The organism is Pseudomonas sp. BP01 (assembly GCF_022760795.1).
Taxonomy (GTDB): Bacteria; Pseudomonadota; Gammaproteobacteria; order Pseudomonadales; family Pseudomonadaceae; genus Aquipseudomonas; species Aquipseudomonas putida_Q.
Genome location: NZ_JAFBKA010000018.1, coordinates 114620 through 137542, shown reverse-complemented (window position 1 = coordinate 137542; position 22923 = coordinate 114620). Strand labels below are relative to the sequence as shown.

The following is a 22923-nucleotide window of genomic DNA, read 5'->3' as shown; positions in this document are numbered from 1 at the left end:
GCACCAAGCCCTACAGTGCGCCCCGAAACCCCACCCAACCCGGGAAGCCCGCCATGAGCAAAAAGCCGAAACAGCACGGCCCCAACAAGGCCAAGTCCATCGTCGCCCAACCCCTGTTCCGCTGCCGCCAGGAACAACCGGACAAGGGCAAAGGCAGCTACCGCCGCGAAGCCTTCCAATCGAGAGATTGGGAGGCTTCCTACTTTTTGGCAGCATGAAAGCATCGCAAGCGCAGGCATGATATGGTCGTCACCTGACCTGCAATTCTGGATCTGTGCATGCTCTTCCGTCTTATCCCCCGTTGGGAAACCCGCCAGCTGATCGCGGCCTCCAGCTTCATCTTGCTTGTGGCCTGCGCGGAAAAGCCCACCGCTGCCGACGCACTGCCGCTGGCCCCTGCCCAACCCGCTCCAGTGGTGACTGTGCCCGGCACAACGCCCGACGTCAGCACTGAAATCCAGCCTCTGCAAACCTTCGCCCAGTGGCAGGCAGGCTTCCGCCAGCAAGCCCTGCAAGCCGGTATCTCGCCGAGCACGTTCGACAGTGCCTTCCTCGGCGTCACCCCCGACATGGACGTGATCAAGGCCGACCGCAGCCAGCCAGAGTTCACCCGCCCGGTATGGGAATACCTCGAAGGCGCCCTGTCGCCTCTGCGCGTGCGCAATGGCAAGAAGCTACTGGAGCAGAACGCCGAGTTGCTGACCCGCCTCGAGCAACGCTACGGCGTTGACCGCCAGGTGCTGGTCGCGGTGTGGGGCATGGAAAGCAACTTTGGCCAGTTCCAGGGCAACAAGTCTGTAATTCGTTCGCTGGCTACGCTGGCCTATGAGGGCCGCCGCCCGCAGTTCGCCCAGGACCAGCTCATCGCCGCGCTGCAGATCATCCAGCACGGTGACATCCAGCCCGAGGCCATGCGTGGTTCGTGGGCGGGCGCCATGGGGCAGACCCAGTTCATCCCGACCACCTACAACACCCATGCCGTGGACTTCGACGGTGATGGCCGCCGCGACATCTGGAACAGCACACCGGATGCCTTGGCTTCAACGGCGCACTACCTGCAAAGCTCGGGCTGGAAGCGCGGTCAGCCATGGGGCTTCGAGGTACAAGTGCCGGCTGGTTTCGATTTCTGGCAAGCCGATGGCGCGCTGCGCAAACCGGTGAGCGAGTGGCTGGCCATGGGCGTGACACTGCCGGCAGGCACGCAGTTGCCCGCCAACAGCAACCAGCTGTCTGCCGCCTTGCTGCTGCCGGCTGGCGCGCGCGGGCCAGCGTTCCTGGTACTGGACAACTTCCGCGCCATTCTCAAGTACAACAACTCGTCGTCCTATGCCTTGGCGGTCAGCCTGCTGGGGGATCGCTTCAGCGGTTGGGGCTTTATTGCCGGCAGCTGGCCGAAAGAAGACCTGCCGCTCAGCCGCAGCGAACGCATGGAGCTGCAGAACTTGCTGAACAGCCGTGGGCACGAGGCCGGGAATGCTGATGGCATCATCGGCGCCAATACCCGCAAGGCCATTCGCACTGCCCAGCAAGGGCTGGGGTGGCCAGCAGATGGCTACCCGACCCACAAGCTGCTCGAGAGCCTGCGTCAGCCGTGAGATTGATGGGGGCGCTCCTACAGACGACCGCGTAACTACAATGTATCGCAATCCCCTGTAGGAGCGGCCTTGTGTCGCGATGGGCTGCAACGCAGCCCCGACAATCTCAAGCCTTGAACAGATCCTGCTCCAGCACCAGGCTCTGCCGATCACTGTCCAGCCTTACCCGAGCCCCCAACGGCAAGCACACATTCGGGTCGCAATGCCCACTGCGCCACCCCGCCAGCACCGGCACACCCAAGGGCGCGAAGGTATCCTCCAGCAACGGCGCCAACGCCGCCGTGGTAATCCCGGCAAAGTCCCCCACCAGCACGCCCTTCACCCCCTCCAGCTTGCCCGCCAGGCGCAACTGGGTCAGCAACCGGTCCACCCGGTACAACGGCTCATTGACGTCCTCGATGAACAGGATGCAGCCCTGGGTATCCAGCTCAGCAAGCGTCCCCATGGTCGCGCCCAACATAGACAGGTTACCGCCCAGCAGCGCACCGCTGGCCACACCCGGCAACACACTGCTCAGGGCATAGTCCGCCGGGTGCACGATCGGCTCGCCAGCCCGCACATGCCCACCCAGCTGCGCCAGCAACGACGACTCCGTGGGTGGCAACTTGGCCCCCAGCAGGTCGGCATTGAGCATCCCCCCATGGAAGGTGACCAGCCCGCTATGCCGGTAGATCGCGGTGTGCAGTGCGGTAATGTCGCTGTAGCCGATCAACGGCTTGGGGTTGCGCCGAATCAGCTCGAAATCGAGCTGGTCGAGCAAGCGCATGCTGCCATAGCCGCCGCGCATGCACAGGACGGCGTCGATGGCCGGGTCAGCAAAAGCATCGTGCAGGTCTTGCAGGCGCTGTTGGTCCGGCCCTGCCAGGTAACCTTGCGCCTGCAAGGCACCCGGGAAGATTCGGCAACGGTAGCCGCGCTCAGCAAACCACTGGCTGACTTTGTGCGTATCCAGCCGCGCCGCACCCGCTGGGGCGACAATGGCAAAGCAGGCGTTAGCCGGCAGCGCGGCTGGCAGGCGAGGTTGGAAGGTTTCGGCGCAATTCATCGCGGCTCCTTGCAGCGCGTGTGGCACAAACAAAAATGCCGATGCCGCCTTTCGGCGTGCATCGGCATACGTGGCTCTGCGCGTGGCTCAGAGCTTGATCTTGGCTTCGTGAGCCTGCTGGTCAGCGTGGTACGAAGAACGCACCAGCGGGCCAGAGGCGACGTTCTTGAAGCCCATCTTGTAACCTTCCTCGGCGAACCAGGCGAAGGTGTCCGGGTGAACGAAACGTTGCACCGGCAGGTGGCTACGCGATGGCTGCAAGTACTGGCCGAGGGTGAGCATGTCGATTTCATGCTCACGCATGCGGTGCATCACCTCGATCACTTCTTCGTCAGTCTCGCCCAGGCCGAGCATCAGGCCCGACTTGGTCGGTACGTGCGGCACCATCTGCTTGAACTTCTGCAGCAGGTCCAGCGACCAGTCGTAATCCGAACCCGGACGCGCGGCCTTGTACAGGCGCGGCACGGTCTCGAGGTTGTGGTTGAACACATCTGGTGGCTCTTGCGCAGTGATCGCCAACGCAACGTCCATGCGGCCACGGTAGTCCGGCACCAGGGTTTCCAGCTGCACACCCGGCGACAGCGCGCGAATTTCGCGGATGCAGTCGGCAAAGTGCTGGGCACCGCCGTCACGCAGGTCGTCGCGGTCCACCGAGGTGATCACCACGTACTTCAGGCGCAGGTCGGCAATGGCGACAGCCAGGTTTTTCGGCTCGTCCAGGTCCAGTGGCTTCGGTCGGCCGTGGCCAACGTCGCAGAACGGGCAACGACGGGTGCAGATGTCACCCATGATCATGAAGGTGGCGGTACCACCAGAGAAGCACTCGCCCAGGTTCGGGCAGGAGGCCTCTTCGCACACGCTGTGCAGCTTGTGCTTGCGCAGCAGTTGCTTGATGCGGTCTACCTCGGGCGACACCGGGATACGCACGCGGATCCAGTCAGGCTTTTTCGGCAGCTCGTCGGTAGGGATGATCTTTACCGGGATGCGCGCAACTTTGTCGGCACCACGCAGTTTAACCCCAGCTTCCACCTTCTTCGGCGCTTGGCGCGGGGTGGCATCCTGGGTAGGGATCAGGTTCGGCACGGCTTCTTGCACAGTTGTCATATTCAGTCGATTCCGCCCGTGAGGGTCGTCTGCTCAGCGTAGTCGAGGTGCTTGACCAGCTGTCCGCGCAGCCTTGTCCTGACCTCGTCGAGTTCGATCGGGCCTGCCAGATCGCGCAGCTGGGTCATGGCCAGCCCCGCATAGCCGCAGGGGTTGATTCGGCGGAATGGCGCAAGGTCCATGTCCACGTTCAGGGCAAGGCCGTGGAACGAACGGCCGTTGCGAATTCGCAGGCCGAGGGAGGCGATCTTCGCTCCGTCGACATAGACGCCCGGGGCATCGGGCTTGGCCGATGCCTGCACGTCGTAACTGGCGAGCAGGCCGATCAAGGCCTGTTCGATACGGCTGACCAGCTCGCGTACGCCAAAGCCCAGCCGGCGCACGTCCAGCAGCAGGTAGGCCACCTGCTGACCGGGGCCATGGTAGGTCACCTGGCCACCGCGGTCGGTCTGCACCACCGGGATGTCGCCCGGCACCAGCAGGTGCTCGGCCTTGCCGGCCTGGCCCTGGGTGAAGACTGCGGGGTGCTCGACCAGCCAGATTTCATCCTGGCTGTCCGGGCTGCGCTGCTCGGTAAAGCGACGCATGGCCTCCAGCACCGGTTCATAGGGCTGCAGGCCAAGCTCGCGAAAACCGAGACAGGCGGACATCAGAGCACCATTTTCACGATGCCGGTAGCGCGCAGGGCGCTGTTGATATCGTGCAACTGGTCTTCGCTTTCGGCAACGATGTGCAACTGCACGGTGGTGTACTTGCCTTCCTTGCTCTGGCGTTCAGCCAACGTGGAAAGATCGACCTTGGCGTGCTTGCTGAGGATCTCGATTACCGTGTCCTTGAAGCCGACACCGGTATCACCGATCACCTTGATCGGGTAATCAGCGCAAGGGAATTCGATCTTGTGCGACTTGACGTCTGGTTCGCTCATGGCGGAAACGGCCTCGTAAGCCGTGGCAACAACAACGCCCCCGCGAGCTACGCGGGGGCATGCAGGTCACGTATCAGTTGAACAACCCGAAGAAGAATAGACGGATGCTATCCCACATACGGCGGAAGAAACCACCTTCCTCGACGCCATCGAGGGCGATCAGGTCGGCGCTGTGAACCACTTTCTCGTCCAGTTTGACTTCCACTTTGCCAATCACGTCACCTTTGGCGATTGGCGCGGTGAGCTGCGGGTTCATGGTCATCGAAGCCTGCAGGCGCTTCAATTGGCCTTTAGGCATAGTCATGGTCAGGTCGTCAGCCAGGCCAGCCTTGATCTGGCTGGTGGCGCCCTTCCAGACCGGGGCCTGGGTCAGTTCGGTGCCCTTCTGGTAGAAGGTCTGGGTTTCGAAGAAGCGGAAGCCGTAGGTCAGCAGCTTCTGGGTCTCGGCAGCACGGGACTGCTCGCTGTTGGTGCCGAACACCACGGCGATCAGGCGCTGGCCATCGCGAACGGCCGAAGCCACCATGCAGTAGCCGGCTTCGTCGGTGTGGCCGGTCTTCAGGCCATCGACGGTCTTGTCACGCCACAGCAGCAGGTTGCGGTTAGGCTGCTTGATGTTGTTCCAGAAGAACTCTTTCTGCGAGTAGATGGCGTAGTGGGCCGGGTCGACGGTAATGATCGCACGGGCCAGGGTGGCCATGTCGTGCGCCGACGAGTAGTGCTCCGGGTTCGGCAGGCCAGTCGGGTTCATGAAGTGGCTGTTGGTCATGCCCAGGTCGGCAGCCGTCTTGTTCATCATGTCGGCGAAGGCATCTTCGCTGCCGGCGATGTGCTCGGACAGGGCGACCGAGGCGTCGTTGCCGGACTGGATGATGATGCCGTGCAGCAGGTCGCTGACAGTCACCTGGCTGCCGACCTTGATGAACATGCGCGAACCGCCGGTACGCCAGGCGTTTTCGCTGACGGTAACCGGGTCGTTCTCACCGATCTGGCCGCGGCGGATGTCCAGGGTGGCGATGTAGGCGGTCATCAGCTTGGTCAGGCTGGCTGGCGGCAGACGCTCGTCACCGTTGTTCTCGACCAGCACGTTGCCGCTGGACGCGTCCATGAGTACGTAGGACTTGGCTGCCAGTTGCGGTGGCGCCGGCGTCATCTGCTCTGCCGCGAAGGCGGCAGGCGTGATCATCAGCAGTACAGGCAGGCAAAGTCGTTTGGCAAGGTTGGTGATGTTCATCCGTCTCTCGAAAATCGCTAATGGTCTGAGATGTTCCCTGGGCAAGATCATGTGCCCAGCGCCAGTCAGTCTAGTTTTATGGCCGTTGGCCTGGCCCACGAACGTGCGGCTTTATGTCGCTGCGGGCAAAAGCCGTCATTGTACATGGCCGCGCCCGGCAATTCATGACAAAACCGACAGTTTGGTGTTGCCTTCTTCGCGGGCACGCCCGCTCCCACAGGGTGTCGCATACCCCTGTGGGAGCGGGCGTGCCCGCGAAGAAGGCGACGCGGTCAGTCAGCTGTGACCAGCTTGGCCTGCCCCAAGTTCGCCAGGCGGATGCTGTCTTGTGCTTGCTGGATCTCACCCTGGCTGCCGATCGGCCCCAGGCGCACGCGGTGCAGGGTCTGCTGGTTGCGCACAATCGAGCTGATGAACACCGGTGCACTGACCATGGTGCTGAGCTTGGAGCGCAGCAGTTCGGCGGCGTCCGGGTTGGCGAAGGCGCCCACCTGCAGGAAGCTGCCGCCATTGCCGCCAGGTACGTTGTTGCCACCCACCTGCACCGGCACCACCGGCGCCGCATGCTGCTGTGCCGGCGGGGTCCATTGCTCGACACGCCCGGTACTGGCCGGGAGCGCCTGGGTCTGGGCCACCTGCGGCTCTTTCAGCACCATCGGCGGCGTCTGGCCACGCTGGGCCCACCACTGCTGCGGGTCGATACCCTCGACGCGCACATGCGCCGTGCCGGTCTCGGCATAGCCGAGCTTTTTCGCCGCCGCGTAGGACAGGTCGATAATGCGGTCCGAATAGAACGGGCCACGGTCATTCACCCGCAGGATCACGCTACGGCCGTTGGCCAGGTTGGTCACCCGCACGTAGGCCGGCAGCGGCAGGGTCTTGTGCGCTGCGCTCATGCCATACAGGTCGTACAACTCGCCGTTGGCGGTGTTCTGGCCGTGGAACTTGGTGCCGTACCACGACGCGGTGCCCTCGGCGCGGTAATTGCGCGAGTCCTGCATCGGGTAATAAGTCTTGCCCAGCACCGTGTACGGGTTGGCCTTGTAGTTGCCGGTGTGCACGGTCGGCGTGGCATCGGGGATCTTGTTCACATCCACATCCCACCACGGCGCGCCGTCCTTGTGGGCACGGTTGATGTCCAGACCCGGCTGGGCACGCACGACGTTGCCACTGCTTTGCTGGGGCGGGCGGCTGGATGAACAGCTGGCCAGCACCACGCCAACGGCGAGGCAGGTCAACAGCTTGAAGGAATTGGCAGAAATGATTGCGCGCATTACTTGACGCCCCGTGCTTGAACCAGCTGTTGCGCAAGCTGATGCACCGCCATGGCATACATCACGCTGCGGTTGTAGCGAGTGATCGCGTAGAAGTTCTTCAGGCCCACCCAGTACTCGGGGCCGTTGTCGCCCTCAAGACGGAAGGCAGTAACCGGCAGATCGTCGCGCAGCGAATCATGTACCGACCAGCCAAGCGCGCGCAACTCCCCTACCGTTTTCACCGGTTCGATGCCGGTGGTCAGGCCTTGCTCGGCAGCTGCACCGTCCACCCAGGCGCGGCTGACCACGCCCCCTCCCGCCACCCAGCCATGGCGCTTGAAGTAGCTGGCAACGCTGCCGATGGCATCGTCCGGGTTGTTCCAGATATTGATGTGGCCATCGCCGTCGAAGTCCACCGCGTAATTGCGAAAACTGCTCGGCATGAACTGCGGCAGGCCCATGGCACCGGCATAGGAGCCTTTGAGCGTGAGCGGGTCGAGCTGTTCATCACGGGCCAGCAGCAGGAATTCGCGCAGTTCCTTGCGGAAGAACTCGGCCCGCGGCGGGTAGTCGAAGCCCAGCGTCGACAGCGCGTCGATCACCCGATAGTTGCCGGTGTTGCGGCCAAAGAACGTTTCCACACCGATGATGGAAACAATGTACTGCGCCGGCACGCCGTATTCCTGCTCGGCACGGGCCAGCACGGCCTCGTGCTGGCGCCAGAAGTCCACACCACGGGCAATGCGCGCGTCGGTGAGGAACATCGGCCGGTAGTCCTTCCACGGCTTGACCTTTTCGGCCGGGCGCGAGATGGCGTCGAGGATCGACTGCTTGCGCTGTACTTCACGGAACACGCCCATCAGCTGCTCAGGGGCAAAACCATAGTCGCGGCTCATTTCGCCAACAAACTCGGCCACCTGCGGTGAGCCCTGGTAATCGCCGGCATGGGCCAGCTGTACAGCGCCGAACAGGCCCACCGCGCCGATCCACGGCGCACAACGGGCAGCCCAGTTACGCACTGCTTGCATGAAATTCTTCACCTTATTCAAACCTGTGCGATCCATTTGCGGTGCGTGTGGATCGACATCAGAACGCCAAACGCTGAAAGCAGCGTCACCAACGATGTTCCGCCATAGCTGATGAAAGGTAGCGGCACGCCCACCACGGGCAGGAGGCCGCTGACCATCCCGATATTGACGAACACGTATACAAAGAAGGTCATGGTCAGGCTGCCCGCGAGCAGCTTGCCAAACAGGGTCTGTGCCTGGGCGGTGATCATCAGGCCACGGCCGATCAGCAGCAGGTAGACAATCAGCAGCAGGCAGATGCCGACCAGGCCGAACTCCTCGCCCAGGACGGCGATGATGAAGTCGGTGTGGCTTTCTGGCAGAAAGTCCAGGTGCGACTGGGTGCCGAGCAGCCAGCCCTTGCCGAACACCCCGCCCGAGCCGATCGCCGCCTTGGACTGGATGATGTTCCAGCCCGTGCCCAGCGGGTCGCTTTCCGGGTCGAGGAAGGTCAGTACCCGCTGCTTCTGGTAGTCGTGCATGACGAAGAACCACATCGCCACGGCCACCGGCACCGCCGCCGCCAGCACACTGAGGATCCAGCGCCAGCGCAGCCCGCCCATGAACAGCACGAAGGCGCCAGAGGCAAGAATCAGCAGCGCCGTGCCCAGGTCCGGCTGGCGCACGATCAGGATGAACGGCACGCCGATCAGCACCAGGCTGATTGCCACGTGCTTCAGATGGGGCGGCAAGGTGCGCTTGGACAGGTACCAGGCGATGGTCGCCGGCATGATGATCTTCATGAATTCCGAGGGCTGGAAGCGGATCACCCCGGGGATGTTGATCCAGCGCGTGGCCCCCATGGCGTTGTGGCCCATCACGTCCACCACCACCAGCAACAGCACCCCGGCCAGGTACGCCAGCGGCACCCAGCGGGCCATGAAGCGCGGTTCCAGCTGGGCGATGACGAACATCGACACCAGGCCGATGCCGAACGAGGTGGCCTGCTTGAGCAGCAGGTCCCAGTTCTTGCCGCTGGCCGAATAAAGGACGAATAGGCTGCCGGCCGCAAGGGTCAGCAGAATGATCAGCAAGGGGCCGTCGACATGGATGCGCTGCAGAAAGCTGGCGCGCCGACGCATCACATCCTCACTGGAGAGCATGCGATCGAAATTGTTCATCACAGGGCCGATTCCTGGGTAACGGTGGCAGGCGCGAACTCGGGCTTGAGCCGGCCATTTTCGTCGAGCAGCCAGGCGTCCATGATCTGGCGTACCACCGGCGCAGCCACGCCCGAGCCGGACTCACCGTTCTCGACCATTACCGATACCACGATTTTCGGGGCTTCGGCCGGGGCAAAGGCGACGAACAGGGCGTGGTCGCGGTGGCGCTCCTGAAGCTTGTTGCGGTCGTACTTCTCGCCCTGCTTGATCGCCACCACCTGGGCGGTACCGCTCTTGCCGGCAATGCGGTACTGGGCACCGGCTGCGGCCTTGCGCGCAGTACCGCGGGCGTTGTGCATCACCTGCTCCATGCCATGGGTGACCTTGGCCCAGTCGGACTTGTCACGCAGCACGATGTTTTCCATGGGGTTTTCGTCCACAGGCTGCTGGCCTTCGATGGTCTTGGCCAGGTGCGGGCGGTTCCACACGCCCTTGTTGGCGATCAGTGCAGTGGCCTGGGCCAGCTGCAGCGGCGTGGCCTGCATGTAGCCCTGGCCAATACCGAGAATCAGGGTTTCGCCAGGGAACCAGGCCTGACGGCGGGTGGCACGCTTCCATTCGCGCGACGGCATCAACCCGGCAGACTCCTCGAACATGTCGAGGGAAACCCGCTGGCCGATGCCGAACTTGTTCATGTAGCTGGACAGCCGGTCGATACCCATCTTGTGCGCAAGGTCGTAGAAGTAGGTGTCGTTGGAACGCATGATCGCGGTATCCAGGTCGACCCAGCCATCGCCGGAGCGGTTCCAGTTACGGTATTTGTGGTCATAGTTGGGCAGCTGGTAGTAGCCCGGGTCGAACACCCGGCTGCTGGCATTGACCGCGCCACTGTCCAGGCCGGCGATGGCCACTGCCGGCTTGATGGTCGAACCGGGCGGGTACAAGCCACGCAGCACGCGGTTGAACAGCGGACGGTCGATCGAGTCGCGCAGTTCGGCGTAGGCCTTGAAGCTGATGCCGGTGACGAACAGGTTGGGGTCGAAGCTTGGCTGGCTGACCATGGCCAGCACCTCGCCAGTACGTGGGTCGAGCGCCACCACTGCGCCACGCCGGCCACCCAGGGCGGCCTCGGCAGCTTCCTGCAGCTTGATGTCCAGGCTCAGCACAATGTCCTTGCCCGGTTTCGGGTCGGTGCGCTTGAGCACCCGCAGCACGCGGCCCCGGGCGTTGGTCTCGACTTCCTCGTAGCCGACCTGGCCGTGCAGGTCGTCTTCGTAGAAGCGCTCGATGCCGGTCTTGCCGATATGGTGGGTGCCGCTGTAGTTCACCGGGTCGAGGGTTTTCAGCTCTTTCTCGTTGATGCGCCCCACATAACCCACCGAGTGGGCGAAATGTGCACCCTGCGGGTAATGCCGCACCAGCTGGGCCACCACTTCCACGCCTGGCAGGCGGAACTGGTTCACCGCCACCCGGGCGATCTGCTCTTCGTTGAGCTCGAACAGGATCGGCACCGGCTCGAACGGCCGACGGCCCTGACGCATACGCTTTTCGAACAGGGCTCGGTCGTCGGCCGTCAGGTCCAGCACTTCGACGATTGTATCCAGCACTTCCTGCCAGTTACCCGCACGTTCGCGGGTCATCGACAGGCTGAAGCTAGGCCGGTTGTCGGCAACGATCACCCCGTTGCGGTCGAAGATCAGCCCGCGGGTCGGCGGGATCGGCTGCACATGCACCCGGTTGTTCTCCGACAGCGTCGAGTGGTAGTCGTACTGGATGATCTGCAGGTAATACAGCCGCGCGATCAGCACGCAAATAAGCAGCATGATCGCCACCGCGCCGACCACGACGCGGTTGCGCACCAGGCGGGCGTCTTTCTCGTGGTCCTTGAGGCGGATCGGCTGCGACATCTGACTGCTTACAGGCTCATTTGTGGTAAGGGTGCCCGGACAACACGGTCCAGGCGCGGTAGATCTGCTCGCCGATGAGTATCCTTACCAACGGGTGCGGCAGGGTCAGCGGCGACAGCGACCAACGTTGCTCGGCGCGCGCGCAAACCTCAGGCGCCAGGCCTTCCGGGCCGCCCACCATCAAATTCACCGTGCGCGCATCCAGGCGCCAGCGGTCCAGCTCGGTCGCCAGCTGCTCGGTACTCCAGGGCTTGCCATGGACCTCGAGGGTGACAATGCGTTCCCCAGGCTGAACCTTGCTCAGCATGGCTTCGCCCTCCTGACGGATCAGGCGGGCGACGTCGGCATTCTTGCCACGGGTGTTCAGCGGGATTTCCACCAGCTCCAGCGACAGCTCGGCGGGCAGGCGCTTGGCATATTCATGCCAACCTTCCTCGACCCACTTCGGCATGCGCGAGCCGACCGCGATCAGGCGCAGACGCACAGCGTCTTATTCCCGGTCTTTGAGCTTGTCGGTGAAGTAGTCGCTGGCGTTTTCCGGACTGTGGTGCTTGGCATCAGCAGCACGGCTTTGCTCGGCACCCACCCACAGACGCTCCAGGTCGTAGAACTGGCGGGCAGCGGCGGTCATCATGTGCACGATAACGTCATTCAGGTCCAGCAGCACCCAGTCGCTGTCACCCTTGCCTTCTTCGCCCAGCGGCTGTGCGCCTTGTTTCTTGACCGCTTCACGGACCTTTTCCAGCATCGCGTTGATCTGGCGGTTGGAGGTACCGGTGGCAATGATCATGTAGTCGGTCAGGCTGTGCTTTTCGCGCACGTCGATGACCTGGATGTCCTGGGCTTTGACGTCTTCCAGAGCGCTAATGGTCAGTTTGACCAGTTCTTCGCCACTGATGCCATTGGTTTTCTGCTTGCTCATATAAAACTCGTTCAACTCGTTGGATGAGGCGCCAGAGGCACCGTCAGTTAGGTGCACGATACAGTTCGTGCGCCTCGATGTAGGCCAGTACGGCGTCCGGCACCAGGAACCTCACCGATTTGCCGCTGGCCAGCAGCTGTCGGATCTGTGTAGCCGACACCGCAAGCGGTGTCTGCCAGACGAACGAAATATTTCCCGCCGGGCCGGACATGGCGGCGGGATCGCTCTCCGAGCGCGCAGCCAGCAGGTTGCGCAGCTCGTCAGGGGGTTCTACGTCGGCATCCGGGCGTTGCAGCACCAGGATGTGACAGTGTTGCAGCAATTCTTCCCAGCGGTGCCAGCCAGGCAGACCACAGAAGGCATCCCAGCCCAGCACCAGGAACAGCTGGTCGTTGCCGCCCAGTTCGGCGCGGATCGATTCCAGGGTGTCGATGGTGTACGACGGTTTGTCACGCTCGAGCTCACGGGCATCGACGCTCAGGCAAGTAACGCCCTGCACCGCTTCGCGGACCATGGCCAGGCGGTCCTGCGCGGCCACCTGCGGGGTGTCGCGGTGCGGCGGCCTGGCGTTGGGCAACAGGCGCAGCTCGTCCAGCCCCATGAACTCGGCCACTTCCAGCGCGCTGCGCAGGTGGCCGATGTGCACAGGGTCGAAGGTGCCACCTAGAATGCCGATGCGCCGGGCTGCCTGGGCCTTGCTCAACTCAGCAGGACCCCTGGCCGCGCAGCTGGCCGTCGCCGATCACCACGTACTTCTCGCAGGTCAGGCCTTCCAGGCCAACGGGGCCACGGGCATGCAGCTTGTCGGTGGAAATACCGATTTCCGCACCCAGGCCGTACTCGAAACCGTCGGCGAAGCAGGTCGGGGTGTTGAGCATGACCGACGCCGAGTCGACCTCGGCCATGAACTGGCGGGCTTCACCCTGGTGTTCGCTGATGATCGAGTCGGTGTGGTGCGAGCCATACTGGTTGATGTGCTCGATGGCCTGCTCCAGGCCTTCGACGACACGGATCGACAGGATCGCGTCCAGGTACTCGGTGTGCCAGTCGTCTTCAGTGGCCGGCTTGGCCTCGATCAGCGCGCGGGTACGCTCGCAACCGCGCAGCTCTACGCCCTTCTCCTGGAAGCGGCGAGCCATTTCCGGCAGGAAGCGCTCGGCCACTTGCTGGTCGACCAGCAGGGTTTCCATGGCGCCACAGATGCCATAACGGTAGGTCTTGGCGTTGAAGGCCACATTCCAGGCCTTGTCCAGGTCGGCATGCTGGCTGACATAGATGTGGCAGATGCCGTCCAGGTGTTTGATGACCGGTACGCGGGCATCGCGGCTGATGCGCTCGATCAGCCCACGGCCGCCTCGCGGCACAATGACGTCGACAAACTGCGGCATGCTGATCAGCGCACCCACGGCTTCGCGGTCGGTGGTCTCGACCACCTGCACCACGGCGGCCGGCAGGCCCGCAGCAGCCAGGCCACGCTGGATGCAGGTGGCAATGGCGCGGTTGGAATGGATAGCTTCGGAGCCGCCACGCAGGATGGTCGCGTTGCCCGACTTCAGGCACAGGCTGGCAGCATCGATGGTCACGTTCGGGCGCGACTCGTAGATGATCCCGATCACCCCCAGCGGTGCGCGCATCTTGCCCACCTGAATACCGGATGGACGGTAGCTCATGTCGCGGATGGCACCGACCGGGTCCGGCAGGCTGGCTACCTGACGCAGGCCGGTGATCATGCCATCGATGCGTGCGGGGGTCAGCGCCAGGCGGTCGAGCAGCGCCGGTTCCAGGCCATTGGCGCGGCCGGCAGCCAGGTCCAGCTCGTTGGCAGCAGTCAGTTCGGCCCGGGCAGCATCCAGCGCATCGGCAGCGGCTTGCAGGGCGCGGTTCTTCTGCGCGGTGCTGGCACGGCCGATCACCCGGGAAGCCTCACGGGCAGCGCGACCCAAGCGGGTCATGTAGTCAAGAACGGACTCAGTCATGGGTTCGGTGTCTTGGCGAAGGGGAAATCGGCTGATTATAACTGCCGCGCAGGTGTACGCCCAGCGGCGGGTGGCGGATGGTAGAAAATGGCTGGGGCAATGTGCAGGAAAGATGTAACCGCACTTATCGAAAATGCCTGTACCTGCTCCGGCCCTTTCGCGGGTGAACCCGCTCCCACAGGGATTCCACAAGGCCTGAGGCTTAGCTAATACCTGTGGGAGCGGGTTCACCCGCGAAGAGGCCCGCACCGCCAACATCACATCCGATTCAGCCAAGATTAAGCCATTCATTGCTATCATCCCCGCCTCTCCAGCCACGAACTGCCCGCATGCCAGCCCTGCCCGACAGCTTTTTCGACCGTGATGCCCAGACCGTGGCCAAGGCCCTGTTGGGCAAGGTAATCCGCCACCGCCACGGCGACCTGTGGCTGGCTGCGCGCATCATCGAGACCGAGGCCTACTACCTCACCGACAAAGGCAGCCACGCCTCGCTCGGTTACACCGAAAAGCGCAAGGCATTGTTCCTCGATGGCGGGCACATCTACATGTACTACGCCCGCGGCGGCGACTCGCTGAACTTCAGCGCCCATGGGCCGGGCAACGCAGTGCTGATCAAGTCTGCCTATCCTTGGCAGGACGCCCTCTCGGGCCCGAACAGCCTGGCGCAGATGCAGCTGAACAACCCCGATGCCAGCGGCAAGCTGCGCCCGGATGAGCGCCTGTGCGCCGGCCAGACCCTGCTGTGCCGGGCCCTGGGCCTGAAAGTGCCCCACTGGGACGCCCAGCGCTTTGACGCCGAGCGGCTGTACGTGGACGATTGCGGCAACACCGTACCAAGGGTGATCCAGACCGCAAGGCTGGGCATCCCGCACGGGCGCGACGAGCACTTGCCCTACCGCTTCGTCGACGCCGAGTACGCTCGTTTCTGCACGCGGAACCCGTTACGTCGCGGCCAAGTCGAAGGCCGTGACTTCTTCATTCTCGAACAAGGAAGCTGAACATGGGCCAATGGCTCGACAGCCTGACCGGCTGGCTCAGCGCCAACCCGCAGTGGCTTGGCCTGGCGATTTTCCTGGTGGCCTGCATTGAGTGCCTGGCCATTGCCGGCATCATCGTACCGGGCACCGTGCTGCTGTTCGCCGTCGCGGTACTGGCCGGCAGTGGTGCCTTCAGCCTGGGCGAAACCCTGCTACTGGGTTTTCTCGGCGGCTTGCTGGGCGACGCGGTGTCGTACACGGTGGGCAAGTACTTCCACCAGAACATTCGCCGCCTTCCGCTGCTGCGCCATCACCCTGAGTGGATCGGCAGCGCCGAAACCTACTTCCAGCGCTACGGCATTGCCAGCCTGCTGGTGGGGCGCTTCATCGGGCCACTGCGGCCCATGCTGCCAATGGTCGCCGGCATGTTCGACATGCCGCTGCCGCGCTTCATCGCCGTCAGCCTGGTGGCCGGCGCCGGCTGGTCGGTCGCCTACCTGCTGCCAGGCTGGGCCACCGGCGCGGCCATGCGCCTGCCGCTGCCGGAAGGCTTCTGGCTGGATGCAGGCATCATCGCCGGCACCTTGGCAGTCATCATCGGCCTTAGCCTGACCACCAGCATTCGTGACCAGCGCCATGGCACGCGACTGATCGCCGGCATGAGCTTCGTGGCCTTGGCCGGGGTATTCCTCGGCTGGCCTTACCTGCACGAATTCGACCAGGGCGTGATGACCCTGGTGCAGGAACATCGCAGCCAGGCCATCGACGGCGCCGTGGTACTGGTGACCCGGCTGGGCGATTTCCGCACGCAACTGTTTCTCGGCGCCCTGCTGACCGGCCTGCTGCTGCTTGCCCGCCAGTGGCGGCATGCGTTTTTTGCCGCTGGCGCGCTGATGGGCACGGCGATCGCCAACGGTACGCTGAAGTGGCTATTCGCCCGGGCACGACCGGAAGTGCTGACCGACCCCCTGACCAGTTACAGCATGCCCAGCGGGCACAGCTCGGCGTCGTTTGCGTTCTTCCTGGTCATGGCAGTGCTGGCTGGCCGCGCACAACCGCCGCGCATGCGCCTGACCTGGGTGATGCTGGGTTGCATTCCGGCGCTGGCAATTGCCCTGTCGCGGGTCTACCTGGGCGCGCACTGGCCGACCGACATCCTCGCCGGGGCTTTGCTGGCGTGCTGTGTATGTGCGCTTAGCCTGACAGTGGTGCAGCGCCAGCAAACACTGCCTGCCCTGCCGCTGCGGGTGTGGTGGCTGGTGTTGCCGGCATGTATCGCGCTGCTGGCGTTCTTTGCCATGCATGCGCTGCCGCAGGCATTGCTCAGATACCAATATTGATATTGCCTGTGCTGGCCCTTTCGCGGGTAAACCCGCTCCCACAGGGGTTTCACCAGCCCTGAGACCTGCGCATTACCTGTGGGAGCGGGTTTACCCGCGAAAGGGCCGACACAGACAACACATCAGTGTCAGGCAAACAGCTCGCCCTGGATCCGCTCCAGCAATTTCTGAATTTCCCCCAATCGCTGCTGCGGCGAGTCGAGGGTCAGCAGGTCCAGCTTGTCTTCTTCCATGAACGGCAGCAGGTACGCCAACTGGTTGGCCAGCGCCTGGCGCCCGTCCACCGGGCGCGGCATGTCCAGCGCCTCGACCATCGGGTGCTCGCCCAGCGCCACCAGCAGCGCCAGCAGGTCATCATCGGCCTCGAGCAGCGGGCTGTCCGCCTGCTCCGGCAACCATTGCACCTGCCCCACCAGCAACTGGTCCTTCTGCACCTCGGTGCTTTCCAGGTTGAAGCGCCGCACACCTTCGACGCGAATGCCCAGCAAGCCATTGTCCTGCTGTACAAAGTCGCGGATCACCGCCTCACAGCCGATCGAGGCGACCATCGGTGGCGCCTTGCCAACCTGCTCGCCCTCCAGGATGCAGACCACCCCAAAGCCTTCGCCCTGCTTCATGCAGCGCCCGATCATGTCCAGGTAGCGCGCCTCGAAAATCTGCAAATCGAGAAAGCAGCCCGGGAACAGCACGGTATTGAGCGGAAACAGCGGTAGTGTCATCACAACTCCTCAAGCCACCAGGCTGACCGCCAGCGGCAGGAACACTGCCGTGGCCACCCCCATCAAGCTCATCGCCAGCGCGGCAAAAGCGCCGCATTCGTCACTTTCCTGCAGGGCGACCGAAGTACCCACCGCATGCGCGGTAACGCCCAGCGACATGCCGCGCGCCTCAGGGCTATGCACGCCGAAGCGGCTCAGAAGTGCCGGGCCGAAGATGGCGCCAATCACCCCGGTGATCAGTACGAACACTGCCGCCAGGGCCGCCACACCGCCAATCTGCTCTGCCACCAGCATGGCGATTGGCGAGGTCACCGACTTGGGTGCCATGGTCATCAGGATCATGTGCTCTGCACCGAACCACCATCCTAGCAATAGGCAGCAGAGCGTGGCGAACAGCCCCCCGATTACCAGCGTAGTAAATGTGGGCCAGAACAGCTGCCGGATACGCCGCAGGTTGAGATAGAGCGGCACGGCCAACGCCACGGTGGCAGGGCCCAGCAGGATATTCATGATTTCGGTGCTCTTGCGGTACTCGCTGTATTCGATGCCGCACAGCAGCAGCACGCCGATTACCAGCAACATCGACACCAATACCGGCTGCAGGAAGATCCAGCGGGTTTTCTCGTAGGCCGCCAGCACCACCTGGTAGGCACCTAGCGTGATACCGATGCCGAACAAAGGATGGTGCACCACTGCATCCAGCGCGCCTTGCCAGTCGAGCATCATGGCTGCTCCTCACGCTTGCACTGGCGGTGCATGAGCTTTTGCATCAGCACACCGACAAACACCAGCGTCACCAGGCAGGAAATCAGCAGGGCGCCGGCAATCGCCCAGAAGTCGGCGGCGATGTCCTTGGCATATACCATCACCCCCACCGCTGGCGGTACCAGCAACAGCGGCAGGTAGCGCAGCAGGCTGCTGGCCGCCTCGTTCAGCGGCTTGCCCACCTCACCGCGAGCCATGAGGAAGCACAACAGCAGCAGCAGGCCGATGATCGGCCCCGGCAGAAACGGCAAAAACAGGTGATTGATCGCCGTCCCAAACAGCTGGAACAGCACCAGCCAGGTCAAACCACGCAACAGCATAAGCATCTCCCTCGGGCATGGCCGCCATTATAAGCACGCACGGCTATATACCGATAATCGCCGAAAAGCAGACAACTTGACTGAAACGGTTAGCCGTGCTGATCTTGCACTTTCGTACCAACTGACAACCTGGAGAGTCCCCGATGCCCTATGTACCGGTTACAGAGCTTTCGCAGTATGTTGGTAAGGAACTTGGCCGCTCCGCCTGGCTGAAAATCGACCAGCAGCGCATCAACCTGTTCGCCGAGGCGACGGGCGATTTCCAGTTCATTCATGTCGACCCTGAAAAGGCGGCGAAAACCCCGTTTGGCGGCACCATCGCCCACGGTTTCCTGACATTGTCACTGATCCCCAAGCTGATCGAGGACATCCTGGTCCTGCCACAAGGGCTGAAGATGGTGGTGAACTATGGGCTGGACAGCGTACGGTTCATCCAGCCGGTCAAGGTCAACAGCCAGGTTCGGCTGAAAGTGGACCTGGCCGAAGTGGTGGAGAAGAAGCCGGGGCAGTGGTTGCTCAAGGCGATTGCCACGCTGGAAATCGAGGGTGAAGAGAAGCCTGCTTATATAGCTGAGTCGCTCTCGCTCTGTTTCGTCTGACACACCACGATCTCTGCGGGAGCGGCCTTGCGTCGCGAAAGGGCCGCTAAGCGGCCCCAGCAATCTTGGCATGATGCCGAGATCCTGGGGCTGCTCTGCAGCCCAATCGCGACACAAGGCCGTTCCCACAAGGTCTGCGCCCGGCCTTCTCTACAAACACCCCGCACTCGCGTAAACTGCCAGCCTTCGCGCAGCCTAGGGCTGCCCCTGTCGTTTAGCAAAGGTGCCCGCCATGCCCTGGCTGCAAGTACGCCTGGCCATCAGCCCGGAACAAGCCGAAACCTACGAAGATGCCCTGCTCGAAGTAGGCGCCGTCTCGGTCACGTTCATGGACGCCGAAGATCAGCCGATCTTCGAGCCTGACCTCAACACCACCCCGCTGTGGTCGCACACCCACCTGCTGGCGCTGTTCGAGGCCGATGCCGAGCCCGATCAGGTGTTTGCCCACCTGCGCCTGCTGACCGGCGCCGAACTGCCACAGCACCAGGCCGAGGTGATCGAGGACCAGGACTGGGAGCGCAGCTGGATGGACAACTTCCAGCCCATGCGTTTTGGCCGCCGCCTGTGGATCGTGCCCAGCTGGCACGACGCCCCGGAAAAGGACGCGGTCAACCTGCTGCTGGACCCGGGCCTTGCTTTCGGCACCGGCACCCACCCCACCACTGCCCTGTGCCTGGAATGGCTCGATGGCCAGCAGCTCGAAGGCACCCAGGTGCTGGATTTCGGCTGCGGCTCGGGCATCCTGGCCATCGCCTCGCTGCTGCTGGGCGCCCGTGAAGCGGTGGGTACCGACATCGACGTGCAGGCCATCGAGGCCTCGCGGGACAATGCCCAGCGCAACGGCATCGCCGATGAAAAGCTGGCGCTGTACCTGCCCGAGCACATGCCTGCCATGCAGGCAGACGTGCTGGTCGCCAACATCCTCGCCGGCCCGCTGGTGTCGCTGGCGCCGCAGTTGTCCGGCCTGGTCCGCCCTGGTGGCCTGCTGGCACTGTCCGGCATTCTGGCCGAACAGGGTGAGGATGTGGCTGCGGCGTACGCTGCCGACTTCGAGCTGGACCCGATCGTCATTCGCGATGGCTGGGTGCGCATCAGTGGTCGTCGCCGCTAAGCGGGCCTAGAATATCCCTCTGCACAGCTCCCGGATTGCCGCATGACCGACAGTTTCGTCACACAGTGCCCGCATTGCCAGACCAGCTTTCGCGTCACTCACCACCAGTTGAGCGTGGCCCGCGGCGTGGTGCGCTGCGGCCATTGCCTTCAGGTGTTCAATGCCGCCAAGCAACTGCTGGAGCAAAACCGTGCCGGCGCACCTGAGGTGCCGGTGCCGGTGCCTGTGCCTGTGCCAGCTGCGCCTGCCGAGCCTGTAGCAGAGCCGGCGATGACGCCCGAGCCGGTCACCCACGAGCGCAGCATCACCCCTGACGAGGATTGGGCGCTGACCGCCCAGGCGCTGGACGCACTTGACCTTGACCAGGAACTGGCACGCCTGGAGCGACGCGGCCAACCGGCCCCGACACGCCCCGCCAACCTGGATGATGGGCTGCAGGCGCGGAGAGACGAACTGCACCCGGACGAACATGCGGACGACCTGTTCGGCAACGCCACCGATGAGCCCTTCGAGCCCCAAACGCCGGCAGAGCCCACCCCTGTGCTGCTGGAGCCGCAGCCCCTGGAGCTGGAGCTGGACCCTGCACCCGGCGAGCGCACCGAGCCGACCCTGGGCCGTAACCTTGACCTGGACATCGATGACGAGCCGCCCGTACACCGCGCAGCCGAAGCCGATGACCAGCCCGCATTCAGCGAACCGCTGCACGCCAGCGATGACGAAAACCCGGAAAAAGGCCTGAGCGCCCGCGACGATGAACCGCTGGCGCTGCACCTGTCGGCGCGCGACGACGACCCCATCGAGCCAATGCCGGGTGAACGCCTGGAGCCAGGCCTTGCCAGCAAGCCCGGGCGCCCGGTGCGCAAGGAGCCGCTGGTCGATGTGGTGGACGACCCGCTGCAACTGGGCTGGGAAAAACCTGCGCCCAACTGGGGCAAGCGCCTGCTATGGGGCTTCGTGACCCTGCTGGCCGCTGGCCTGCTGGCGTTCCAGTATGTGTGGTTCCACTTCGACGAGATGGCCCGCCAGGACCAGTACCGGCCGATCTTCCAGCAAATTTGCCCGATGGTCGGGTGCCAGGTGCCGACCCGCGTCGATATCGCAAGAATCAAGAGCAGCAACCTGGTGGTGCGCAGCCATCCGGACTTCAAAGGCGCCCTGATCGTCGATGCGATCATCTACAACCGTGCACCGTTCGCCCAACCGTTCCCGCTGCTGGAACTGCGTTTTGCCGACCTCAATGGCCAGCTGATCGCCAGCCGGCGCTTCAAGCCCAGCGAGTACCTGTCCGGTGAGTTGGCCGGGCGTGGCGACATGCCAAGCCAGACGCCGATCCATATCGCCCTGGACATCCTCGACCCGGGGCCAAAGGCCGTGAACTACAGCCTCAGCTTCCGTTCGCCGGAATAGTCAGCTCAGCCCGTGCCATGCACCGCGGCGCCTGCTTCGCGGGCGCGCCCGCTCCCACAGGGGTCCGCGCGATAACCGGGTCCTGGCTCATACCAAAAGTCATAAGCCGACAACTGTTCAGATTTTATCCAAATCCATCTTTATCCGGTCACCGAGAGCGGGTATCATGCCCACCCTTTTTCGAACTCCAAGATCCGGCCCCACAACAGGGATCACCTATGTCGGCGGTACGCATCGGCCCATACACACTACGTAACAACCTGATCCTCGCCCCCATGGCCGGGGTCACGGACCAACCTTTCCGTACACTTTGCAAGCGCCTGGGTGCGGGCATGGTGGTCTCGGAAATGGTCTCCAGCGACATGAGCCTGTGGAACAGCCGCAAGTCGAGCCTGCGCCGCATCCATGAAGGTGATCCCGAGCCACGCTCGGTGCAGATCGCCGGTGGTGATGCGCAGATGATGGCTGCGGCAGCAAAGGCCAATGTCGAAGCGGGTGCCCAGATCATCGACATCAACATGGGCTGCCCGGCTAAAAAAGTCTGCAACAAAGCTGCAGGCTCTGCTTTATTGAGAGATGAAGCCTTGGTCAGCGAGATCCTCCACGCCGTGGTCGGCGCTGTGGACGTCCCGGTGACCCTGAAGATCCGCACCGGTTGGGACCGGGCAAACAAGAACGGCCTGAACGTGGCGAAGATCGCCGAACAGGCCGGCATCCAGGCGCTGGCGGTACATGGCCGTACACGCGCCGATCTGTACACCGGCGAAGCCGAGTACGACACCATCGCCGGCATCAAGCAAGCGGTGTCGATCCCGGTCTTTGCCAATGGCGATATCACTTCGCCAGAAAAGGCCCGGGCGGTGCTGGATGCCACCGGGGTGGACGGCTTGTTGATCGGCCGGGCCGCCCAAGGGCGGCCATGGATCTTTCGCGAGATCGAGCATTACCTGCGCACTGGCGAATACCTGCCAGCGCCGCAACTGGACGAAGTGGAACGCATCCTGCTGGAGCACCTGGCCGCGTTGCATGCCTTTTATGGCGATGTGATGGGCGTACGTATCGCCCGCAAGCACGTTGGCTGGTACCTGGCAACACGACCCGGCGGCAAGGAGTTTCGCTCCCGGTTCAACGCTTTGGAAGACACACAAGCGCAGTGCGCCAACGTTCGCGCGTTTTTCAGTGAACGTCGACAGAGCCTTGAGACAGAGGACGGACAAGGGGTGGCCGCATGACGATGATGACCGAGAATTTTGTGAGTGGAACAACGCCCGTGAGCGACAACGCCAACCTGAAACAGCACCTCAACACGCCGAGCGAAGAGGGCCAGACCCTTCGCGACAGCGTCGAGAAGGCGCTGCACAACTACTTCGCCCACCTGGAAGGCGCGACCGTCACGGACGTGTACAACCTGGTGCTCTCCGAAGTGGAGGCGCCCCTGCTCGAAAGCGTGATGAACTACGTGAAGGGCAACCAGACCAAGGCCAGCGAGATGCTCGGGCTGAACCGAGGCACCCTGCGCAAGAAGCTCAAGCAGTACGACTTGCTGTAAGC

Annotated in this window: 25 protein-coding genes; 9 read left to right on the top strand and 16 right to left on the bottom strand. The window is 63.4% G+C overall.

Annotated elements, in window-relative coordinates:
• Positions 1-53 precede the first annotated feature (53 nt).
• Complete coding sequence (gene arfA / locus JOY50_RS17750; RefSeq protein ID WP_132844188.1) at positions 54-218, top strand: alternative ribosome rescue factor ArfA; 165 nt, start codon at positions 54-56, stop codon at positions 216-218.
• Between the two features lie 60 nt (positions 219-278).
• Positions 279-1595 (top strand): lytic murein transglycosylase, encoded by a 1317-nt coding sequence (locus JOY50_RS17745; RefSeq protein WP_138736267.1) that lies wholly within the window; start codon positions 279-281, stop codon positions 1593-1595.
• A gap of 106 nt (positions 1596-1701) precedes the next feature.
• Here the strand turns inward: JOY50_RS17745 and JOY50_RS17740 are convergent, their stop codons facing one another.
• The 13 genes from JOY50_RS17740 to JOY50_RS17680 form a co-directional block, all read right to left on the bottom strand.
• The gene (locus JOY50_RS17740; RefSeq protein ID WP_243055587.1) at positions 1702-2640 is read right to left on the bottom strand and encodes an LD-carboxypeptidase; all 939 of its coding nucleotides are present in this window, start codon (positions 2638-2640) and stop codon (positions 1702-1704) included.
• A gap of 87 nt (positions 2641-2727) precedes the next feature.
• The gene (gene lipA / locus JOY50_RS17735) at positions 2728-3744 is read right to left on the bottom strand and encodes a lipoyl synthase (RefSeq protein ID WP_019472764.1); all 1017 of its coding nucleotides are present in this window, start codon (positions 3742-3744) and stop codon (positions 2728-2730) included.
• 2 nt (positions 3745-3746) lie between these two features.
• Positions 3747-4394, bottom strand: coding sequence for a lipoyl(octanoyl) transferase LipB (lipB, locus tag JOY50_RS17730; protein WP_012274372.1), 648 nt, complete (start codon positions 4392-4394; stop codon positions 3747-3749).
• Positions 4394-4669, bottom strand: a complete 276-nt coding sequence (locus tag JOY50_RS17725; RefSeq protein ID WP_019472765.1) for a DUF493 domain-containing protein — start codon at positions 4667-4669, stop codon at positions 4394-4396. The genes lipB and JOY50_RS17725 overlap by 1 nt, the downstream gene beginning before the upstream one ends.
• Positions 4670-4742: 73 nt before the next feature.
• On the bottom strand, positions 4743-5903 hold the full coding sequence (locus JOY50_RS17720; protein ID WP_086977163.1) for a D-alanyl-D-alanine carboxypeptidase family protein: 1161 nt from the start codon (positions 5901-5903) through the stop codon (positions 4743-4745).
• 272 nt (positions 5904-6175) lie between these two features.
• A complete protein-coding gene (locus JOY50_RS17715) occupies positions 6176-7177 on the bottom strand; it encodes a septal ring lytic transglycosylase RlpA family protein (protein ID WP_132844180.1) in 1002 nt (333 codons plus the stop codon).
• Entirely contained in the window at positions 7177-8187 is a 1011-nt protein-coding gene (mltB, locus tag JOY50_RS17710) for a lytic murein transglycosylase B (RefSeq protein WP_132844177.1), read from the bottom strand. Before mltB ends, JOY50_RS17715 begins: the two co-directional genes overlap by 1 nt.
• Positions 8188-8204: 17 nt before the next feature.
• Positions 8205-9308 carry a rod shape-determining protein RodA gene (gene rodA / locus JOY50_RS17705; RefSeq protein ID WP_046811387.1) on the bottom strand — a complete coding sequence of 368 codons (1104 nt, stop codon included), beginning with the start codon at positions 9306-9308 and terminating at the stop codon, positions 8205-8207.
• A 38-nt stretch (positions 9309-9346) separates the two neighbouring features.
• Complete coding sequence (gene mrdA, locus JOY50_RS17700) at positions 9347-11236, bottom strand: penicillin-binding protein 2 (RefSeq protein WP_019472770.1); 1890 nt, start codon at positions 11234-11236, stop codon at positions 9347-9349.
• Between the two features lie 16 nt (positions 11237-11252).
• Positions 11253-11720 (bottom strand): 23S rRNA (pseudouridine(1915)-N(3))-methyltransferase RlmH, encoded by a 468-nt coding sequence (gene rlmH / locus JOY50_RS17695; protein ID WP_003249722.1) that lies wholly within the window; start codon positions 11718-11720, stop codon positions 11253-11255.
• A 6-nt stretch (positions 11721-11726) separates the two neighbouring features.
• A complete protein-coding gene (gene rsfS, locus JOY50_RS17690; RefSeq protein ID WP_019472771.1) occupies positions 11727-12158 on the bottom strand; it encodes a ribosome silencing factor in 432 nt (143 codons plus the stop codon).
• Between the two features lie 43 nt (positions 12159-12201).
• On the bottom strand, positions 12202-12861 hold the full coding sequence (gene nadD, locus JOY50_RS17685) for a nicotinate-nucleotide adenylyltransferase (RefSeq protein ID WP_019472772.1): 660 nt from the start codon (positions 12859-12861) through the stop codon (positions 12202-12204).
• Between the two features lies 1 nt (position 12862).
• The gene (locus tag JOY50_RS17680) at positions 12863-14134 is read right to left on the bottom strand and encodes a glutamate-5-semialdehyde dehydrogenase (RefSeq protein WP_132844175.1); all 1272 of its coding nucleotides are present in this window, start codon (positions 14132-14134) and stop codon (positions 12863-12865) included.
• 329 nt (positions 14135-14463) lie between these two features.
• Between JOY50_RS17680 and JOY50_RS17675 the strand changes: the two genes are divergently transcribed.
• Positions 14464-15132, top strand: coding sequence for a DNA-3-methyladenine glycosylase (locus tag JOY50_RS17675; protein WP_132844172.1), 669 nt, complete (start codon positions 14464-14466; stop codon positions 15130-15132).
• A gap of 2 nt (positions 15133-15134) precedes the next feature.
• Complete coding sequence (locus JOY50_RS17670) at positions 15135-16451, top strand: bifunctional DedA family/phosphatase PAP2 family protein (RefSeq protein ID WP_132844170.1); 1317 nt, start codon at positions 15135-15137, stop codon at positions 16449-16451.
• Positions 16452-16579: 128 nt separating this feature from the next.
• On the opposite strand, the gene JOY50_RS17665 is transcribed toward JOY50_RS17670, so the two are convergent.
• Genes JOY50_RS17665 through JOY50_RS17655 form a run of 3 tightly spaced genes read right to left on the bottom strand, consistent with a single transcriptional unit; the run spans position 16580 to position 18255 of the window.
• Positions 16580-17170: an LON peptidase substrate-binding domain-containing protein gene (locus JOY50_RS17665; protein ID WP_016501812.1), complete on the bottom strand. Its 591-nt coding sequence runs from the start codon at positions 17168-17170 to the stop codon at positions 16580-16582.
• 9 nt (positions 17171-17179) lie between these two features.
• Positions 17180-17896, bottom strand: coding sequence for an LrgB family protein (locus tag JOY50_RS17660; protein WP_019472777.1), 717 nt, complete (start codon positions 17894-17896; stop codon positions 17180-17182).
• Positions 17893-18255 (bottom strand): CidA/LrgA family protein, encoded by a 363-nt coding sequence (locus JOY50_RS17655; RefSeq protein ID WP_132844167.1) that lies wholly within the window; start codon positions 18253-18255, stop codon positions 17893-17895. Before JOY50_RS17655 ends, JOY50_RS17660 begins: the two co-directional genes overlap by 4 nt.
• 143 nt (positions 18256-18398) lie before the next feature.
• Here JOY50_RS17655 and JOY50_RS17650 point away from each other — a divergent pair, with 143 nt between their 5' ends.
• From JOY50_RS17650 to fis, 5 genes are all read left to right on the top strand, one after another.
• Entirely contained in the window at positions 18399-18854 is a 456-nt protein-coding gene (locus JOY50_RS17650; RefSeq protein ID WP_019472779.1) for a MaoC family dehydratase, read from the top strand.
• A 232-nt stretch (positions 18855-19086) separates the two neighbouring features.
• The gene (gene prmA, locus JOY50_RS17645; RefSeq protein ID WP_132844165.1) at positions 19087-19965 is read left to right on the top strand and encodes a 50S ribosomal protein L11 methyltransferase; all 879 of its coding nucleotides are present in this window, start codon (positions 19087-19089) and stop codon (positions 19963-19965) included.
• 42 nt (positions 19966-20007) lie between these two features.
• Positions 20008-21372: a DUF3426 domain-containing protein gene (locus tag JOY50_RS17640; RefSeq protein WP_132844162.1), complete on the top strand. Its 1365-nt coding sequence runs from the start codon at positions 20008-20010 to the stop codon at positions 21370-21372.
• A gap of 218 nt (positions 21373-21590) precedes the next feature.
• Positions 21591-22604 carry a tRNA dihydrouridine synthase DusB gene (dusB, locus tag JOY50_RS17635; protein WP_132844159.1) on the top strand — a complete coding sequence of 338 codons (1014 nt, stop codon included), beginning with the start codon at positions 21591-21593 and terminating at the stop codon, positions 22602-22604.
• A complete protein-coding gene (fis, locus tag JOY50_RS17630) occupies positions 22601-22921 on the top strand; it encodes a DNA-binding transcriptional regulator Fis (RefSeq protein WP_003249693.1) in 321 nt (106 codons plus the stop codon). The genes dusB and fis overlap by 4 nt, the downstream gene beginning before the upstream one ends.
• Positions 22922-22923 lie beyond the last annotated feature (2 nt).

Bases quoted from the DNA above. Each gene is read 5' to 3' on its own strand.
- JOY50_RS17675 (WP_132844172.1), top strand. From the start codon at position 14,464: ATGCCAGCCCTGCCCGACAGCTTTTTCGACCGTGATGCCCAGACCGTG.
- arfA (WP_132844188.1), top strand. From the start codon at position 54: ATGAGCAAAAAGCCGAAACAGCACGGCCCCAACAAGGCCAAGTCCATC.
- JOY50_RS17655 (WP_132844167.1), bottom strand. From the start codon at position 18,255: ATGCTGTTGCGTGGTTTGACCTGGCTGGTGCTGTTCCAGCTGTTTGGG.
- rsfS (WP_019472771.1), bottom strand. From the start codon at position 12,158: ATGAGCAAGCAGAAAACCAATGGCATCAGTGGCGAAGAACTGGTCAAA.
- JOY50_RS17720 (WP_086977163.1), bottom strand. From the start codon at position 5,903: ATGAACATCACCAACCTTGCCAAACGACTTTGCCTGCCTGTACTGCTG.
- JOY50_RS17670 (WP_132844170.1), top strand. From the start codon at position 15,135: ATGGGCCAATGGCTCGACAGCCTGACCGGCTGGCTCAGCGCCAACCCG.
- JOY50_RS17665 (WP_016501812.1), bottom strand. From the start codon at position 17,170: ATGACACTACCGCTGTTTCCGCTCAATACCGTGCTGTTCCCGGGCTGC.
- JOY50_RS17740 (WP_243055587.1), bottom strand. From the start codon at position 2,640: ATGAATTGCGCCGAAACCTTCCAACCTCGCCTGCCAGCCGCGCTGCCG.
- JOY50_RS17745 (WP_138736267.1), top strand. From the start codon at position 279: ATGCTCTTCCGTCTTATCCCCCGTTGGGAAACCCGCCAGCTGATCGCG.
- JOY50_RS17640 (WP_132844162.1), top strand. From the start codon at position 20,008: ATGACCGACAGTTTCGTCACACAGTGCCCGCATTGCCAGACCAGCTTT.
- mrdA (WP_019472770.1), bottom strand. From the start codon at position 11,236: ATGTCGCAGCCGATCCGCCTCAAGGACCACGAGAAAGACGCCCGCCTG.
- JOY50_RS17650 (WP_019472779.1), top strand. From the start codon at position 18,399: ATGCCCTATGTACCGGTTACAGAGCTTTCGCAGTATGTTGGTAAGGAA.
- JOY50_RS17660 (WP_019472777.1), bottom strand. From the start codon at position 17,896: ATGATGCTCGACTGGCAAGGCGCGCTGGATGCAGTGGTGCACCATCCT.
- JOY50_RS17680 (WP_132844175.1), bottom strand. From the start codon at position 14,134: ATGACTGAGTCCGTTCTTGACTACATGACCCGCTTGGGTCGCGCTGCC.
- dusB (WP_132844159.1), top strand. From the start codon at position 21,591: ATGTCGGCGGTACGCATCGGCCCATACACACTACGTAACAACCTGATC.
- rodA (WP_046811387.1), bottom strand. From the start codon at position 9,308: ATGCGTCGGCGCGCCAGCTTTCTGCAGCGCATCCATGTCGACGGCCCC.
- lipB (WP_012274372.1), bottom strand. From the start codon at position 4,394: ATGTCCGCCTGTCTCGGTTTTCGCGAGCTTGGCCTGCAGCCCTATGAA.
- lipA (WP_019472764.1), bottom strand. From the start codon at position 3,744: ATGACAACTGTGCAAGAAGCCGTGCCGAACCTGATCCCTACCCAGGAT.
- fis (WP_003249693.1), top strand. From the start codon at position 22,601: ATGACGATGATGACCGAGAATTTTGTGAGTGGAACAACGCCCGTGAGC.
- mltB (WP_132844177.1), bottom strand. From the start codon at position 8,187: ATGCAAGCAGTGCGTAACTGGGCTGCCCGTTGTGCGCCGTGGATCGGC.
- prmA (WP_132844165.1), top strand. From the start codon at position 19,087: ATGCCCTGGCTGCAAGTACGCCTGGCCATCAGCCCGGAACAAGCCGAA.
- JOY50_RS17715 (WP_132844180.1), bottom strand. From the start codon at position 7,177: ATGCGCGCAATCATTTCTGCCAATTCCTTCAAGCTGTTGACCTGCCTC.
- JOY50_RS17725 (WP_019472765.1), bottom strand. From the start codon at position 4,669: ATGAGCGAACCAGACGTCAAGTCGCACAAGATCGAATTCCCTTGCGCT.